The organism is Rhodoferax sp. (assembly GCF_034519335.1).
Classification (GTDB): Bacteria; Pseudomonadota; Gammaproteobacteria; order Burkholderiales; family Burkholderiaceae_C; genus Allorhodoferax.
In genome coordinates, this window is the sequence record NZ_JAXHOL010000002.1 from 86,148 (window position 1) to 101,515 (window position 15,368).

Sequence of the window (15,368 nt, forward strand, 5' to 3'; positions counted from 1 at the left end):
ATTTAAAGGGGCGAACTGCCCATGGCACGCCGTGCGACCCAGTGCTTGAGCAGGCCGCTGGCGTTGAAGCCTTGCATGCCCCAGTTGCGCAGGCTGGCCGCGGCCGCATGGGGGTGAGAAAACAGTTGCTGCAGGGCGTCGCCGGTGCCGCCTACCAGCGCAAAGTCCGCCTTGCGGGCGCGCTCGTAGCTGCGCAGCAGTTTGGGATCGGCTACGCTGCGCCAGTAGGGGCGGGTGTCCAGCACGCGCACCAGCTCGGCCACATCGCCCAAGCCCAAGTTCAGGCCCTGGCCGGCCAGCGGGTGCACATTGTGGGCGGCGTCGCCCGCCAGTACCCAGGCGCCAGTGGTGTCGGCTTGGGCGAATCGGCCGCTCCAGCGGCGTGCCAGGGCATGCTGTAGCGGCCACACCTTGCGCGCGCTCTCCAGTGTCACGGCGCCCAGGGCATCGTGGCTGGCGGTTTGCAGGGCATCTGTAAATTCCATATCGGAGGCAGCTTGCAGGGCGGAGGCGCGGTCTGGAGAGACTGACCAGACCACGGCGCATAAGTTCCCACCGGGGCCACCCATGGGCAGAAAAGCCAGTATCTCGCCCTGCGAGAACCACTGCCGCGCCACCTGGCCGTGGCCCTGGGCGCAGCGTACGCGCGCAGCCAAGGCCCATTGGCCGTAGGCCGTCACATCAAAGTCCACGCCCAGTTCTTCGCGCGTGCGGCTGGCCCGGCCTTCACACACCACGGTGAGCGTGGCGGGGGGCGGGGTGTCCACCACCTCAATCAGGGGCTGAAAGCGAACCGCTTCTGCCAGTTGGGCTTCCAGTGCGGGCACATCCACAATCCAGTTCAAGGCATCGCCGCCTTGCAGCGCGGCGTCAAACGCCACTTCGCCACCGTTGTCGCCATGCACTTCCATGCGCAGTACGGGCGTGGCCTGGGCGGTGTCGGGCCAGCAGCGCACACCTTCGAGCAGCGCACGGGCGGGTTGGTTCAGTGCGTAGGCGCGCACATCGGACTCGGCCGGGGTGGACGGCGCTGCGTACAGCGCCACGCGCAGCCGTTTGGCGGCCAAATGCAGGGCTAGCGTACGGCCCACAATGCCGGCGCCGCGGATGCCAATGTCGTAAGTAGAAGCCATCCGGCCATTGTAGGAGGCCGGGTACCATGCCCCTTTGACTTGAGCAGGAAGACCCCTATGCGCGAAGGTGCCAGCGATGTACAAGGGCAGATTGCCCGCCTGATGATTTACCCCGTGAAATCCTGCGCCGGTGTGGCCGTCTCTGAAGCCGTGCTGCTGGAGACTGGTTTGCAGTGGGACCGCCACTGGATGGTGGTGGATGCCGAAGGCCTGTTTGTGAGCCAGCGCGAATGCGCGCGCATGGCCTTGATTCGCCCGCAAATTGAGGCTGACGCCTTGCTGCTGCAGGCGCCTGGCATGCCGGAGTTGCGCGTGCCGCTGCAGGCGAGCGGCCCCGCGCTGCGTGTGCAGGTGTGGGACGACGTGGTGGACGCGCTGGACATGGGACCGGAGGCCGCCCAGTGGTTGCAAGCCTTTCTGGGCGCGCCAGCCCAGCGCTTGTTGCGCTTTGACCCGGCCGCGCGGCGCGCCTGCAGCACCAAGTGGACCGACGGCGTGCCGGCCAGTACCCAGTTTTCCGACGGCTATCCGGTGCTGGTGACCACCGACAGCGCCATGGACGAACTCAACACCCGACTGGCAGCAATGGGCCACCCGGCAGTGGGCATGGATCGGTTTCGGCCCAATGTGGTGCTCAGCGGCCTGCTGCCGCATGACGAAGACCACCTGGGCCCATTGGAGGTGTGGGACAGCGGCGCTGCCGTGGCGGGTCTGCAGTTGGTCAAGCCCTGTGCGCGTTGCCCTATCCCGAACATTGATCCTGCCACCGCAGAAAGCCATCCGGGGGTGGGCGATGCCCTGCAGGCCTACCGCCAGGATGCACGGGTGAGTGGCGCCATCACCTTTGGCATGAATGCCATCGTGACCCATGGCGCCGGGGCCGTGCTGCGTGTAGGGCAGGCCGTGCAGGCGGATTACACATTCGGTTGAGTAGGCATTTCGCTGCTTGCCCCGTGCGCCGAGTGCATCGACGACAGAGGTGCAGGCAGCGTGGTGGCAGGTTCCAGAAAACGGATGGGGCGGCGGGTGCGCGGCGAGATGCCCTCGAGCACATTGCCCAGCTCTTCCAGGATAGTCCGCGGGTCGGGGATCACCTCGCTGAGCAGGACGCACGCGACGTGGAACTGCAGGGTGACCTCGGGCTTAAGCCCGGGCAGGGGAATCAGGCCCGAGGCGATCAGGCGCACCATGCGTTCGGTCAGAGCCTGGCGGTCCTGTACGCCATCGAGCACCAGACCAAAACGCGCACTGTCCAGCCGCCCTGCGGGGTCCACATCCCGCAACACGCGGTGCAATTTGACGGCAGCGCGCAGCAGGCACTGCTCCGCGATCGCATCGCCGTATGAATCGCGCAGGTACTTGAAATTGACCACGTCGACCAGCACGATGGCGGATGGCTCACTGTCGTGGCGTGCCCGGGCCAAGGCATGTTCCACCTGCTGCTGAAGCAGGGGCGCAGTCAGCAGCCCCGTCAGGGCATCTTGCGCGGGCAGGGCTTTGGCGCGTTCTTCAGCCTCGCGGCGTTCGCGGATACGGGTGTGCAAGGCCTGTTGCAGCAAGGGCACCATCATGGCAATAGCGACGACAAGCAGGTAGCGGGTTTGCCACCAATCGGGCACGATGAACCACAACTGAAGGACCTGAAGCAGCACCACTGCGCACTGCGGCAGGTACGCCATAAGCAACCATTTGCTGACGGCGTACCCGCGTCGCCAAGTCAGAGTTGCGGTCAAGATGGTCAGCACGGGCCCGGCGAGCAAGTACACCGAATTGACATTCAACGCCAGCCGCCGGTCTATCGCAATAGACAGCAAAGCCACTGGCAAGGAGGTCAAGCCAACGGCGTAGACAATTTTTGCAAGACGCGGAAATCCCACGTCCAGAGACGCAATGTGGCGGACGAATAGAAGCGTGCCGCCCACTCCCAAAATGGGCAGTGCCATGTGGGCAAAGTTTGACCACAGGGGCGAGGTGGGCCACAGCCACAACGCGGCCAAGCCGGTGATGTTGGCAATGATGACCAGCACCAAAGCCGCATATGCGGTGTACCAACCGTCTGCACGGTCTTGGCTTTGCAGGTAGTGGATAAAGCAGACCCCTATCAGCATGATCAGCATGCCGATCAACACACCTAATCCCAGATTTTCAAGCTCCCGTTGACGGTCGCGCTCGCTTTTGGTTACCAGCTGCAGCGGCAGTGCAATCGATTTGAAATTGCGCACTTCCAGGTAGGCCTCATGCACTTCCTGTTCAGGCAGCGTGATGTCAAAGTCCGGGTAAAGCGACGGGTGATTCCATTGCGCTACGGCAATCGTGTCGCCAGCCACTTGTTTGTTCCAGCCACCCTTGCCATCGGGTTGATAGAGTGCGGCGTAATCCAGGTAAGGCAGTGGCACATGCAGTGTCCATTCGCTGGGTGCAGCAGCATCTTTTTTAAGGACCAGACGGACCCATACCGTGCGATCCTCGCGCAAAGCAAACCGATGGTCTGCGGGCACCGGTGAGAAGCTGGCCCGAGCTTTTTTGCTGATGGCGTCTATTCCGGCACTGGTTCCGCTTTCCGTGAGCACCTCCAGCGTACCGCCAATCTGCAGGCGAGAGAAAGAGCCGTCCAGCACGATCCGGTTGGTGACTTGTGCATGCGCCGCGCCCATGCACAGGCAACACAGAATCCAACACACCGACAACCAGTGGCGCAGCGTGGTGGGCCGTCTCATGCCGGCTCCGTTAGCGGGGCCAAGGGAGCGGCCTGGGTCGGCACCGGCTCCAAGAACCTGATGGGGCGGCGCGTGCGCGGCGAAATCCCAGCCAGCACTGCGGACAAATCGTCCAGCACCCGATCGGGTGGTACCGGGTTGTCATGCAGCAGCACGCAGGCCGCCTGGAACTGCAAAGTAACTTCTGGCTCCAGGCCCTGCAGCGGGACCAGGCCTGAAGCGACCAGTTTGACCAAACGTTCAGTCAGTATCTGACGAGAATTCACCCCCTCCAGCACCATGGCGAAGCGCTCGGTGCCAATGCGTGCTGCCGGGTCCACATCGCGCAGGATGCGATGCAGTTTGATCACGGCGCGTAGCATGCACTGCTCGGCGGTGGTGTCGCCCATGGTCGCGCGAATACGTTCCAGGTTGATCACGCTGACGAGCACGAGCGCTACCGGCTCCCGGGTGTCAATCGCACGCTGGTAAGCATCTTCCACATGGATTTGAAAGGCCTGCGCGGTCAGCAGGCCGGTCAGCGCGTCCTGGGTGGGTAGTTGGTCGGCGCGCATGGCGACTTCCTTGCGGTCATGGGTGGCTCGGCTCAGGGCATAGATCAAGGTAGGCACCGACAGCGCCACGCTGAAGGACATGAGGTAGCGCATTTCCCAGTGGGTGGTGACCAGGCCAAAGGATTCGGCCACCAGCCACATCAGGCACATAAATTGGGGCGCATAGGCCAGCATGAGCCAGGTGCCAATGACCGAGCCGCCGCGCCAGCTCATCACCGTGATCAGTAGGCCAGCCGTGGTGGCTGCCAGCAGGGCAGCGGTGCCAATGCGGTCGGCCATCTCACGCCCCAGCAGCACATACCCCACCACGGCGCCTAGGGTGCCCCAGGCGATCAGTACCAGGGTCTTGTCGTAGCGGTGGAAATGGGTTGACAGCGCATACAGCTTGCGCACAAACAGAAGCGAGGTACCCACCGCCACCAACGGCAGGATGCTGTTGGCATAGTCGGCCCAGGTGGGCCAGGTGGTCCACAAAAGGGCGTTGAGCACACCATTGACTTGTGCCACCGAGATGGCGACCAGCAGCCCGTACCAAGCGGCTTTTAGGTCGAAGGGGTTCTTGTGCTCGTAGTGCCGGATGACCGAGAGCGCGGCCAGTGTGAGCAGGGTGCCGATCACCAGGCCCAGCCCCACGCTTTCCAGCTGGCGCTGGCCTTCGCGCAGTGGTGTGGTGGCTAGGCGCAGCGGCAGGCTCAGGTGTTTGAAGTTTCGTACTTGCAAATACACGTCTTGCGGTACGCCGCTGGGCAGGTCTAGCGTGAATTCTGGATAGAGGCCACGCCGGCTCCATTGCACCTGCGGTAGCGTGTCGCCAGCGGACTGGGCCTGCCACTGCTTCCCGTCGCTGCTCTGATAAAGCGTGACTGAGTCCACGTAGGGAGCTGGAACGTTCAGAGTCCATTGGGCGGTGTTGCCAGCCGCCCGCACAACACGCAGGCGCATCCAAAGCGTATTGCCAGTATGCAGGGCGTGGCGGGTGAGTGCGGGTGCCGATGTGAAGGCGGTGGGGGTGTTGGTGACCTCTTCGATGGTGGCACGGGTGCCACTTTCCAGCCAGACAGATACCGGGCCTGTCAGTTCCCAAGCAGGGTTGCCATCGCCCAAAACCAGTGCCTCAGGTGCGGCAGTCGCTGCCGCCCCAGCAGGTCCTCCAACCATGCCAAAGGCCAGTGCCAGAGCCAGCATCAAGCGCAAAAGCAGGTATGGCATACACTTGGCACCCAGTTTTTAGAGGTTTGTTATGAGTTTGAAGTGTGGCATTGTAGGCCTGCCCAATGTGGGGAAAAGTACCCTGTTCAACGCCCTGACCAAGGCGGGCATTGCTGCAGAAAATTACCCGTTTTGCACCATCGAGCCCAATGTGGGCGTGGTGGAAGTCCCAGACCCGCGCCTGCAGCAGCTCGCCGAGATCATTACCCCCGAGCGTATCGTTCCAGCGATTGTGGAGTTTGTGGACATTGCCGGTTTGGTGGCGGGAGCCAGTACCGGTGAAGGCCTGGGCAACAAGTTCCTGGCCCACATCCGCGAGACGGACGCCACCATCAATGTGGTGCGCTGTTTTGAAGATGACAACGTGATCCACGTGGCCGGCAAGGTGGACCCGATTGCCGATATCGAAGTCATCCAGACCGAGCTGTGCCTGGCCGACTTGGGCGCGGTGGAAAAGGCCCTGCACCGCGTGACCAAGTTGGCGCGCTCGGGTGACAAGGAGTCCGTCAAGTTGGTGGCCATCCTGGAGAAATGCCAGGTCGCGCTCAACGAAGCCAAGCCGGTGCGCACGCTGGACTTCAGCAAGGAAGAGCTGCCGCTCCTCAAGCAGTTTTTCCTGATCACTGCCAAGCCCGCCATGTTTGTGGCCAACGTGTCGGAAGACGGCTTTGAGAACAACCCCCTGCTAGACCGCCTGACTGCCTTTGCCAAGGCGCAGGGCGCGCCCGTGGTGGCTATTTGCGCCAAGATGGAAGCCGAACTCTCCGAGATGGACGATGCCGACCGGCTGGAATTCCTCAAGGAGCTGGGCCAAAGCGAGCCAGGCCTGAATCGCCTGATCCGCTCCGCCTACACCCTGCTGGGCTTGCAGACCTACTTCACCGCGGGTGTGAAGGAAGTGCGCGCCTGGACCATCCACGTGGGCGACACCGGCCCGCAGGCCGCTGGCGTCATCCACACCGACTTTGAGAAGGGCTACATCCGTGCCCAGACCATTGCGTTTGACGACTTCATCGCCTTCAAGGGCGAGCAAGGCGCCAAGGACGCGGGCAAGATGCGCGCTGAAGGCAAGGACTACGTCGTCAAGGACGGCGATGTGATGAACTTCCTGTTCAGCTCCTGATGCCTTTCGCGTCCCTGTGACCCTGTCCTACGACTGGTTGGCCTTGGGGGCAGCGGCCTGCTGGGCCGTCACCGGGCTGCTGTCAGCCCCACAAGCGCGCCATCTGGGCGCGTTTGCATTTACGCGCTGGCGCATGGGGCTGGTGTTTTTGATGTTGCTGCCAGTAGTGGTGGCCAGCGGAGGCTGGCACACGCTGTCCTGGGCCTCCTTTGGGGTGCTCGCACTCAGCGGACTGATTGGCATTTTTGTGGGCGATACCGCGCTGTTTGCCTCCATGAACCGGCTTGGCCCGCGTCGCACGGGGGTGCTATTTGCCACTCACGCCTGTTTCAGTGCGCTGCTGGGGTTTGCGGTGCTGGACGAGCGCATGGGCGCCCAGGCCCTGCTGGGCGGCGCGCTGGTGGTGGGCGGTGTGATGATGGCTGTGGCCCTGGGGGCGCACAAAAATGAATCGCATGCGCTGGAAGTCACGCGCGGCCATTGGCCGCTGGGTGTGGCGTTGGGACTGCTGGCCGCACTGTGCCAGGCCCTGGGCTCGCTGATCGCCAAGCCCATCATGGCTTCGGGGGTGGACCCGGTGACGGCCACCGTGGTGCGCGTCGGCGCAACCTGTGTGGCCCATCTGGTGCTGCTGTGGGCGGGTGTGGGGGTAGCGCGCACGCAGAACGCCCTGTCGTTGCGTGTGCTGGCATGGGTCGCCTTGAGCGGCATGATTGGCATGGGCTTGGGCATGAGCCTGATCCTGCTGGCATTGCGCCATGGCGACGTGGGCATGGTGGGCATCCTCTCGTCAGTATCCCCGGTGCTGGTGCTGCCGCTGTTGTGGTGGCACTTGGGGCGTGCGCCAGCGCGTGGGGCCTGGTGGGGTGCTGCACTTACGGTGCTGGGTACTGCACTTGTTTTGGTGCGCTAAGGCCCATGGATTCTGCGCGGGCAGCTATTAAATTTGTAGTGTGTGGCGCAGATGTGGTGTGCGTTACCAGAGGCTGACCAGGCCCGTGAGGGCTGCAGTCATCAGGGTGTAGCGTGCCAGTTTTCCCACCGCCATGTAGGCCACGCAGGGCCAGAATGGCAATTTGAGCCAACCCGCCACGGCGCACAAGGGGTCGCCCACCAGCGGTAGCCAGGCCATCAAGCAAGCCTTGGGGCCTAGGCGGCGCAGCCAATCCAGTGCGCGCAAGTGATGTTCGCTTTTCCCGTAGCGGTCGGCCACGCGGTGTGCGCCGTAGCCCATCCACCAGCTCACCGCCCCCCCCAAGGTGTTGCCAGCCGTAGCCACCAGCACCACGGGCCAGAACAACGCGGGGTTGAGCTGCACCAGCCCGAACACCACCGGCTCCGAGCCCATGGGCAACAGCGTGGCTGAAATAAACGACACCACAAACACCGTGCCGAGGCTGTATTCGGGCAGCGCGAGCAAGTGCAAGAGGGTGGGGATCCAGGTGTCCATGGCGAGCGCAGTATAGGGAGTGCGCCAATTCGCTGCGCTGCAGCAGGCGAATTTCAATTGCTGAAATTTTGGGCAGTTAGAATGCAGTCTGGCCCCAACGTCTTGGGGCCCTTGTCTTTTTAAGCCACCCCCGTTTCACCCACAGTCCATGCACATTGGCCCGTTCGCTTTGGCGAATCACCTCTTTGTCGCTCCCATGGCGGGAGTGACGGATCGCCCGTTCCGGCAGCTGTGCAAGCGCCTGGGCGCGGGCTACGCGGTGAGCGAAATGGTGACCTCGCGCAAGGACCTGTGGAACACACTCAAGACCTCGCGTCGCGCCAACCACGAGGGTGAGCCCGGCCCGATTGCGGTGCAGATTGCAGGGACCGAGGCGGCCATGATGGCCGAGGCCGCTGCCTACAACATCGACCGCGGCGCGCAGATCATCGACATCAACATGGGCTGCCCGGCCAAAAAGGTGTGCAACAAGTGGGCGGGCTCGGCCCTGATGCAGGACGAGCAACTGGCCATTGAGATTGTGGAAGCTGTGGTGCAAGCCTGCGCGCCACGCAATGTGCCGGTCACGCTGAAGATGCGCACTGGCTGGTGCCAGGCCGAGAAGAATGCTGTGGTGCTGGCGCGTGCCGCCGAGGCTGCAGGTGTGCAGATGGTCACGGTGCATGGCCGCACACGCGAGCAGGGCTACAAGGGCGCTGCCGAGTACGACACGATTGCAGCAGTCAAGGCCGCGCTGAAGATCCCGGTGGTCGCCAACGGCGACATCACCACGCCCGAGAAGGCGCGCGAGGTGCTGGCCGCCACGGGCGCCGACGCCATCATGATTGGCCGTGCCGCCCAAGGTTACCCGTGGATCTTCCGCGAGGTGGCGCATTACTTGGCTACTGGCACGCACCTTGCGCCACCGCTGGTGAGCGAGGTCAAGCGCCTGCTGGTTGAGCACCTGTACGACCACTACAGCCTGTACGACGAATTCATCGGTGTGCGCTCGGCGCGCAAGCACATTGGCTGGTACCTGCGCGAACTGCCGGGCGGCGAGGACTTCCGCCAGCGCATGAACCTCATCGAGGACAGCACGGTGCAGGTGGCTGCGGTGGAAGACTATTTGGATCAACTGAACGAAAAAATGGACCGCATCCCGCGCCGGGAGCACGCGTCCAGTCTGGCAAGGGGACATGACATGATGGAATTGGCAGCATGAGCAAGAAGCACATTGATGAGTGCGTGCGCGCGAGCCTGGAGCTGTATTTCGCGGACCTGGGCGGCACCGAGCCGGATGGCATGTACGACATGCTGGTGCGCGCGGTGGAGAGGCCGCTGCTCGAAGTGGTGATGGCCCAGGCCGACCACAACCAATCCAAAGCCGCCCAGTGGCTGGGCCTGAACCGCAACACCCTGCGTAAAAAACTGGTCGAGCACAAGCTGCTCTCTTGACCCTCCCTGCCAGGCCCCGCCGTGGCGCGGGTCTGGTGAATCGCTTTCTGCTTTTAACTTCACCCCCGCACCATGAACGCACAAAAAACCGCACTGCTGTCCGTCTCGGACAAGACCGGCATCGTCGAACTCGCCCAAGCCCTGCACGCCCAGGGCGTCAAGCTGCTGTCTACCGGTGGCACTGCCAAGCTGCTGGCTGAACAAGGCCTGCCCGTGACCGAAGTGGCCGAGATGACCGGCTTTCCCGAAATGCTTGACGGCCGCGTGAAGACGCTGCACCCCCGCGTGCATGGCGGCCTGCTGGCACGCCGCGACTTTCCCACCCACATGGCGGCGCTCAAAGAGCATGCCATCAATACCATCGACTTCCTGGTGGTCAACCTGTACCCGTTTGAAGCGACGGTGGCCAAGCCCGGCTGCACGCTGGAAGACGCGATCGAGAACATCGACATCGGCGGCCCTGCCATGGTGCGCAGCGCTGCCAAGAACTGGAAAGACGTGGCGGTGCTGACCGACGCAGCACAGTACGACACCGTGATTGCCGAGCTGAAAGCCAAAGGTGTGGTGAGCGACAAGACCAAGTTGGACCTGTCGATTGCCGCTTTCAACCGCATCAGCCAGTACGACGGTGCCATCAGCGACTACCTGTCCGCCATCCAGATCGGTGACGACGTACCCGCCGGCGACAAGGCTCCCGTGCTGGATCTGTTCCCCGGTCAGAGCAACGGCCGCTTCGTCAAGGTGCAAGACCTGCGCTACGGCGAAAACAGCCACCAGCAGGCTGCGCTGTACCGCGACCTGTTCCCCGCCCCCGGCTCGCTGGTCACTGCCAAGCAGTTGCAGGGCAAAGAACTCAGCTACAACAACATCGCTGATGCCGACGCGGCGTGGGAATGCGTGAAGAGCTTCAATACCCCTGCTTGCGTGATCGTCAAGCACGCCAACCCTTGCGGTGTGGCCATTGGCGCCAACGCGCGGGAGTCGTACAGCAAGGCCTTTCAGACTGACCCCACCAGCGCGTTCGGCGGCATCATCGCGCTGAACTGCGAGCTGGACGAAGCCGCTGCGCAGCAGATCTCCAAACAGTTCGTCGAAGTGCTGATGGCCCCGAGCTTCACGCCGGCGGCGCTGGAAGTCTTCAAGAGCAAGGTGAACGTGCGTATCCTGGAGATCGCCTTGCCCAAGGGCGGTAGCACCGCGTGGGACCAGGGCCGCAACCTGATGGACATGAAGCGCATCGGTTCCGGCATCCTGCTGCAAACGGCAGATAACCACGAGCTGGCGCTGAGCGACCTGAAGGTCGTGACCACCAAGCAACCCACGGCCGAGGAACTCAACGATCTGCTGTTTGCCTGGACCGTGGCCAAGTACGTCAAGTCCAACGCCATCGTCTTTTGCAAGGGCGGCATGACCATGGGCGTGGGCGCTGGCCAGATGAGCCGTTTGGACTCTGCCCGTATCGCCTCCATCAAGGCCGGCCACGCCAACCTGTCGTTGGCTGGCACGGTGGTGGCGAGCGACGCCTTCTTCCCCTTCCGCGATGGCTTGGATGTGGTGGTCGACCATGGTGCGACTTGCGTCATCCAGCCTGGCGGCTCCATGCGCGACCAGGAAGTGATTGACGCGGCGAATGAGCGTGGCGTGTCCATGGTGTTCAGCGGCGTGCGCCATTTCCGCCACTAAAAAGTAGGTAATTCCATGCTGTCTTTTCGTACCCTCACGGCCGGCATCTCGCTGCTGCTGACCCTTTCAGCGGCCTCGGCGCAACTGTCTGACAAGCCTATTCGTCTGATCGTCCCGTATGCTGCTGGCGGGCCGCTGGACATCACGGCCCGTGTGCTGGCCGAGCGCGTGAAGGACAGCCTGGGCACCGTGGTGGTGGACAACCGCCCCGGCGCCGGCGGCAATATCGGTGCGGACGCGATTGCCAAGGCGGTTCCCGATGGCTACACCATTGGGCTTGCCGCCACAGCCACCCATGCCGTGAACCCCTGGCTGTTTGCCAAGATGCCGTACAACGCCGCCACCGACTTTGCGGCCATCACCCAAATGGTGCGGGTGCCCAATGTCCTGGTGATGAACGCTGAGGCAGCGCAGCGCCTGCACATCAAGAGCCTGGCCGACCTGATTGCCTACGCCAAAGCCAATCCCGCCAAGCTCAACTACGGCAGCGGCGGAAACGGCAGTGCCGGCCATCTGGCGGGTGAAATGTTCAAGAAAGAAGCCGACATCTTCGCGCTGCACATCCCCTACAACGGCGGTAACCCGGCGCAACTGGCGTTGTTGAGTGGGCAGGTGGATTTCAACATCGACAACCTGGCCACCGCTGCACCGAACATCCGCTCCGGCAAGCTCAAGGCCTTGGCTGTGACTTCGCTGGCGCGCAGCAGTGCATTGCCCGATGTACCGGCCATGTCGGAAACGCTCAAGGGCTTCGGCATTGACACCTGGTGGGGCTTGGTGGCGCCGGCTGCCACACCCAAGGAACGCATTGCGCAACTCAACCAGGCTTTTGTGGCGGCCCTGCAGGCGCCGGAGACCAAAACGCGCTTTGCCACGCTGCTGGCAGAGCCCGCGCCCAGCACGCCCGTGGCCTTTGATGCCCTGATGAAAGCCGAGCGCGCCAAGTACGAGAAAGTGGTCAAGGCCACCGGTGCGCGGGTGGATTGATACCTTGGGCTGCCAAATCCGCGGTTACCGCATGGTTTCGGCGCGACCGGGAATAATTGCGACATGAAACACCATATCGAATCGAGCTTGCAAGAGGCGCACTCTGCATTAACCAACTTGCTGGCCAACCCGGCCGCCTTGGCCACGGTGGAGCAAGCGGCGCAGCTGCTGATCCGTACGTTTGAAAAGCAGGGCCGCGTGTACTCCTGCGGCAACGGCGGCTCAATGTGTGACGCCATGCACTTTGCCGAAGAGCTGACCGGCCGCTACCGCAAGGACCGCAAAGCCCTGGGGGCCACGGCTATCAGCGACGCCGGCCACCTGACCTGCGTGGGCAACGACCATGGTTATGAGCAGGTGTTTGCACGCTATATCGAAGGCCACGGCCGCCCCGGCGATTGCTTGGTGGCCCTGAGTACCAGCGGTACCAGCAAAAACGTGGTCAAGGCCGCCGAGGCTGCCAAAGCACTGGGCATGACCGTCATCATCCTCAGCGGCAAGCGCAGCGAGAAGCTGGAGCCCCTGAGCGATGTCTACATCTGCACCCCCGGTGGCACCTACGCCGACCGTGTGCAGGAGTTACACATCAAGGTACTGCACATCCTGATCGAGCTGATTGAGCGGCACTTCTTCCCCGAGAACTACGTGGGCGAGTGATGTTTGCCGGTGACCCAGCGCGCTGAAACAAGCGGGGTCTAGAGGGGAAAATTGCCCCTAGCCCGCGTGGAATATGCGCTGACAGCTTCTATTTTGATAGCAAATTAAAGACCTCACCTGCAGCTGCTACAGTTTCAGCGATGTCTGCATCGGTGTGCGCTGCACTCATGAAGCCAGCTTCGTACAGCGCAGGTGCGATGTAGACGCCGCGGTCCAGCAGGCCGTGGAACAGGGTGTTGAAGCGGGCGTTGTCCGTGGTCATCACCTTGGCGTAGTTCTGTGGCAACTCCTTGAACAGGAAGAAGCCGAACATGCCGCCCTCGCTGTCACCACAGAAATCCACACCGGCCTTGTCAGCCTCGGCTTGCAAGCCACGGATCAGGCTCTGGGTCTTGCGGCCCAGGTCTTCGTAGAAACCGGGTTTGCCGATCTCCTTGAGGGTCGCCAATCCGCAGGCGGTTGCCACCGGGTTGCCGGACAGGGTGCCGGCCTGGTAGACCGGCCCCAGTGGCGCGAGTTGCTCCATCACCGCGCGCTTGCCGCCAAAGGCCGCCAGGGGCATGCCGCCGCCAATCACTTTGCCCAGCACCGTCATGTCGGGCTCGAAACCGGGAATGCTGCGGGCATACACGCTTTGCGCGCTACCCAGGGCCACACGCAGGCCGGTCATCACTTCGTCGAATACGAATAGCGCGCCGTACTCGGTGCACAGCTCGCGGCAGCGTTGCATGAACGGCACGCTGGCGCGCACAAAGTTCATGTTGCCAGCGATCGGTTCGATCATCAGGCAGGCGAGCTCTTTGCCGTGCAGGGCAAAGGCTTCCTCGAGCTGTTGGATATTGTTGTATTCCAGCACCAGCGTGTGCTGCACCACTTCGGGGGGCACACCGGCGCTGGTGGGGTTGCCAAAGGTGGCGAGACCCGAGCCAGCCTTCACCAGGAGCGCATCGGCATGGCCGTGGTAGCAGCCTTCAAACTTCAAAATCTTGCTGCGGCCAGTGGCGCCACGCGCCAGGCGGATGGCGCTCATGCCGGCCTCAGTGCCACTGCTGACCAGACGCACCATGTCCATGCTGGGCACGCGTTCCAGAATCGCTTCGGCCAGCTCTACCTCGCGCTCGGTTGGCGCACCAAACGAGAAGCCATCCAGCGCGGCTTTTTGCACGGCTTCCAGCACAGCCGGGTGGCCGTGGCCCAGGATCATGGGGCCCCAGGAGCCGATGTAATCAATATGGCGCTTGCCATTGGCGTCCCAAAAGTAGGCGCCTTGGGCACGCTGCACAAAGCGTGGTGTTCCACCTACGGCCTTGAAGGCGCGGACAGGTGAGTTCACGCCGCCGGGGATGACCCGTTTGGCGCGGTCAAAGAGTTCTTGGTTGCGGTCTGTAGGCATAGGAGATGGAAAAGAGATCAATGACGGGTAGCGTGTGGGGGCAGGTCGAAGTCCACGTCGTCGGGGGCTTCGTCGTCGTCTGCATCGGGGTGGGCCCAGAAAAGACGGTCCGGGATCACCTGGCCCATGCCAGGCCGAAAGCCACTTTCCAGGCAGCGATCCAGGTAACTCAGAGCCTCGGTCACGGCTTCCGTAAGCTCGGTGCCACTGGCAATCAGGGCTGCCAAGGCTGCGGACAAGGTATCACCCGCACCAGTGAAAACGGCTTCAAACCGTTCAAACTTCTCGCTGCACATTACCGCGGTAGGTGAGGCCAGCACGTTGTCGATGAACTGGTCGGGCAACGGGATGCCGGTGACCAAGGTGTATGGCACACCAAAGGCATTGGCCGCTTTGGCGATGTCACGCGCGCTGGGGCTTTTGTCGGAACTCCAGTCGGGCAAAAGCCAGCGGGAGAGCGTGCTGTGGTTTCCAACCAACACTGTGGTCTGCGGCAAAAGTAACTCTGTGCAAGCGTCTTGGTAGAGGTCGATCTGGTCGTCCTGCCACCAAGAGAGGTCGGGCATGTACGCCACCAAGGGGATGTCAGCGTAGTCCGATGCCAGCTCGGCGATGGCGCTGAGGTTCTCGGGGGTGCCGACAAATCCGACCTTGAAAACTTGGGCGGGGACGTCCTCCAGAATCACCCGGGCTTGCTCCGTCACAGCCTCGTCATCCAGAGGGAAGTGGTCTACGATTTCCGAGGTATCCCGGGCATAAACGCCGGTCACCACGGGCAGCGCGTGGGCACCCACCGATGCGATGGCACTGAGGTCTGCGGAGGTCCCGCCACCACCACTTGGGTCGTTGGCATTGAATGCCATGACACACGCCGAGGGGCCGTCGTCGTCAATTTCTTCTTCGGGAGCGAGGGGGGGAGTTGCCGACATCGAGGGGGCCTGTATTGGGGTTTGTCATCAGGCAGAATGGCGAACTTTCAGCGGGCGGCCCGCATTTTCGCAAGAGCTGCTCTATACAATCGTTGCATT

At 62.8% G+C, this 15,368-nt stretch carries 14 protein-coding genes; 8 read left to right on the plus strand and 6 right to left on the minus strand.

Annotated elements, in window-relative coordinates; translation table 11 throughout:
• Positions 1-2: 2 nt before the first annotated feature.
• Positions 3-1,133: an FAD-dependent monooxygenase gene (locus U5O12_RS02240; protein ID WP_322577063.1), complete on the minus strand. Its 1,131-nt coding sequence runs from the start codon at positions 1,131-1,133 to the stop codon at positions 3-5.
• A 57-nt stretch (positions 1,134-1,190) separates the two neighbouring features.
• Between U5O12_RS02240 and U5O12_RS02245 the strand changes: the two genes are divergently transcribed.
• Positions 1,191-2,063: an MOSC domain-containing protein gene (locus tag U5O12_RS02245; protein WP_322577064.1), complete on the plus strand. Its 873-nt coding sequence runs from the start codon at positions 1,191-1,193 to the stop codon at positions 2,061-2,063.
• Here the strand turns inward: U5O12_RS02245 and U5O12_RS02250 are convergent.
• Positions 2,048-3,850, minus strand: coding sequence for a 7TM diverse intracellular signaling domain-containing protein (locus U5O12_RS02250; protein WP_322577065.1), 1,803 nt, complete (start codon positions 3,848-3,850; stop codon positions 2,048-2,050). The genes U5O12_RS02245 and U5O12_RS02250 overlap by 16 nt on opposite strands.
• Positions 3,847-5,613 (minus strand): 7TM-DISM domain-containing protein, encoded by a 1,767-nt coding sequence (locus tag U5O12_RS02255; protein ID WP_322577066.1) that lies wholly within the window; start codon positions 5,611-5,613, stop codon positions 3,847-3,849. The genes U5O12_RS02250 and U5O12_RS02255 overlap by 4 nt, the downstream gene beginning before the upstream one ends.
• Before the next feature lie 31 nt (positions 5,614-5,644).
• Between U5O12_RS02255 and ychF the strand changes: the two genes are divergently transcribed.
• Positions 5,645-6,736 (plus strand): redox-regulated ATPase YchF, encoded by a 1,092-nt coding sequence (gene ychF, locus U5O12_RS02260; RefSeq protein WP_322577067.1) that lies wholly within the window; start codon positions 5,645-5,647, stop codon positions 6,734-6,736.
• A 16-nt stretch (positions 6,737-6,752) separates the two neighbouring features.
• Entirely contained in the window at positions 6,753-7,649 is an 897-nt protein-coding gene (locus tag U5O12_RS02265) for a DMT family transporter (protein WP_322577068.1), read from the plus strand.
• A gap of 63 nt (positions 7,650-7,712) precedes the next feature.
• Here U5O12_RS02265 and U5O12_RS02270 read toward each other — a convergent pair whose 3' ends face one another.
• Complete coding sequence (locus U5O12_RS02270) at positions 7,713-8,186, minus strand: YqaA family protein (protein ID WP_322577069.1); 474 nt, start codon at positions 8,184-8,186, stop codon at positions 7,713-7,715.
• A gap of 148 nt (positions 8,187-8,334) precedes the next feature.
• On the opposite strand from U5O12_RS02270, the gene dusB reads away from it, so the two are divergent.
• The 5 genes from dusB (at position 8,335) to U5O12_RS02295 (ending at position 12,947) form a co-directional block, all read left to right on the plus strand.
• On the plus strand, positions 8,335-9,387 hold the full coding sequence (gene dusB, locus U5O12_RS02275; RefSeq protein WP_322577070.1) for a tRNA dihydrouridine synthase DusB: 1,053 nt from the start codon (positions 8,335-8,337) through the stop codon (positions 9,385-9,387).
• Positions 9,384-9,620, plus strand: a complete 237-nt coding sequence (locus U5O12_RS02280) for a Fis family transcriptional regulator (RefSeq protein WP_322577071.1) — start codon at positions 9,384-9,386, stop codon at positions 9,618-9,620. Before dusB ends, U5O12_RS02280 begins: the two co-directional genes overlap by 4 nt.
• Before the next feature lie 72 nt (positions 9,621-9,692).
• The gene (purH, locus tag U5O12_RS02285) at positions 9,693-11,303 is read left to right on the plus strand and encodes a bifunctional phosphoribosylaminoimidazolecarboxamide formyltransferase/IMP cyclohydrolase (protein WP_322577072.1); all 1,611 of its coding nucleotides are present in this window, start codon (positions 9,693-9,695) and stop codon (positions 11,301-11,303) included.
• 15 nt (positions 11,304-11,318) lie between these two features.
• Complete coding sequence (locus tag U5O12_RS02290) at positions 11,319-12,290, plus strand: tripartite tricarboxylate transporter substrate binding protein (protein WP_322577073.1); 972 nt, start codon at positions 11,319-11,321, stop codon at positions 12,288-12,290.
• A gap of 63 nt (positions 12,291-12,353) precedes the next feature.
• The gene (locus U5O12_RS02295) at positions 12,354-12,947 is read left to right on the plus strand and encodes an SIS domain-containing protein (RefSeq protein WP_322577074.1); all 594 of its coding nucleotides are present in this window, start codon (positions 12,354-12,356) and stop codon (positions 12,945-12,947) included.
• 88 nt (positions 12,948-13,035) lie between these two features.
• On the opposite strand, the gene hemL is transcribed toward U5O12_RS02295, so the two are convergent.
• Together hemL and thiD are read right to left on the minus strand one after the other, a co-directional pair.
• Positions 13,036-14,340 carry a glutamate-1-semialdehyde 2,1-aminomutase gene (gene hemL / locus U5O12_RS02300; RefSeq protein WP_322577075.1) on the minus strand — a complete coding sequence of 435 codons (1,305 nt, stop codon included), beginning with the start codon at positions 14,338-14,340 and terminating at the stop codon, positions 13,036-13,038.
• Positions 14,341-14,357: 17 nt separating this feature from the next.
• A complete protein-coding gene (gene thiD / locus U5O12_RS02305) occupies positions 14,358-15,269 on the minus strand; it encodes a bifunctional hydroxymethylpyrimidine kinase/phosphomethylpyrimidine kinase (protein WP_322577076.1) in 912 nt (303 codons plus the stop codon).
• Positions 15,270-15,368 lie beyond the last annotated feature (99 nt).

Excerpts from the sequence above, each read along its gene's own strand:
- U5O12_RS02240 (WP_322577063.1), bottom strand. The coding sequence starts at position 1,133 with ATGGCTTCTACTTACGACATTGGCATCCGCGGCGCCGGCATTGTGGGC.
- U5O12_RS02245 (WP_322577064.1), top strand. The coding sequence starts at position 1,191 with ATGCGCGAAGGTGCCAGCGATGTACAAGGGCAGATTGCCCGCCTGATG.
- U5O12_RS02250 (WP_322577065.1), bottom strand. The coding sequence starts at position 3,850 with ATGAGACGGCCCACCACGCTGCGCCACTGGTTGTCGGTGTGTTGGATT.
- U5O12_RS02255 (WP_322577066.1), bottom strand. The coding sequence starts at position 5,613 with ATGCCATACCTGCTTTTGCGCTTGATGCTGGCTCTGGCACTGGCCTTT.
- ychF (WP_322577067.1), top strand. The coding sequence starts at position 5,645 with ATGAGTTTGAAGTGTGGCATTGTAGGCCTGCCCAATGTGGGGAAAAGT.
- U5O12_RS02270 (WP_322577069.1), bottom strand. The coding sequence starts at position 8,186 with ATGGACACCTGGATCCCCACCCTCTTGCACTTGCTCGCGCTGCCCGAA.
- dusB (WP_322577070.1), top strand. The coding sequence starts at position 8,335 with ATGCACATTGGCCCGTTCGCTTTGGCGAATCACCTCTTTGTCGCTCCC.
- U5O12_RS02280 (WP_322577071.1), top strand. The coding sequence starts at position 9,384 with ATGAGCAAGAAGCACATTGATGAGTGCGTGCGCGCGAGCCTGGAGCTG.
- purH (WP_322577072.1), top strand. The coding sequence starts at position 9,693 with ATGAACGCACAAAAAACCGCACTGCTGTCCGTCTCGGACAAGACCGGC.
- U5O12_RS02290 (WP_322577073.1), top strand. The coding sequence starts at position 11,319 with ATGCTGTCTTTTCGTACCCTCACGGCCGGCATCTCGCTGCTGCTGACC.
- U5O12_RS02295 (WP_322577074.1), top strand. The coding sequence starts at position 12,354 with ATGAAACACCATATCGAATCGAGCTTGCAAGAGGCGCACTCTGCATTA.
- hemL (WP_322577075.1), bottom strand. The coding sequence starts at position 14,340 with ATGCCTACAGACCGCAACCAAGAACTCTTTGACCGCGCCAAACGGGTC.
- thiD (WP_322577076.1), bottom strand. The coding sequence starts at position 15,269 with ATGTCGGCAACTCCCCCCCTCGCTCCCGAAGAAGAAATTGACGACGAC.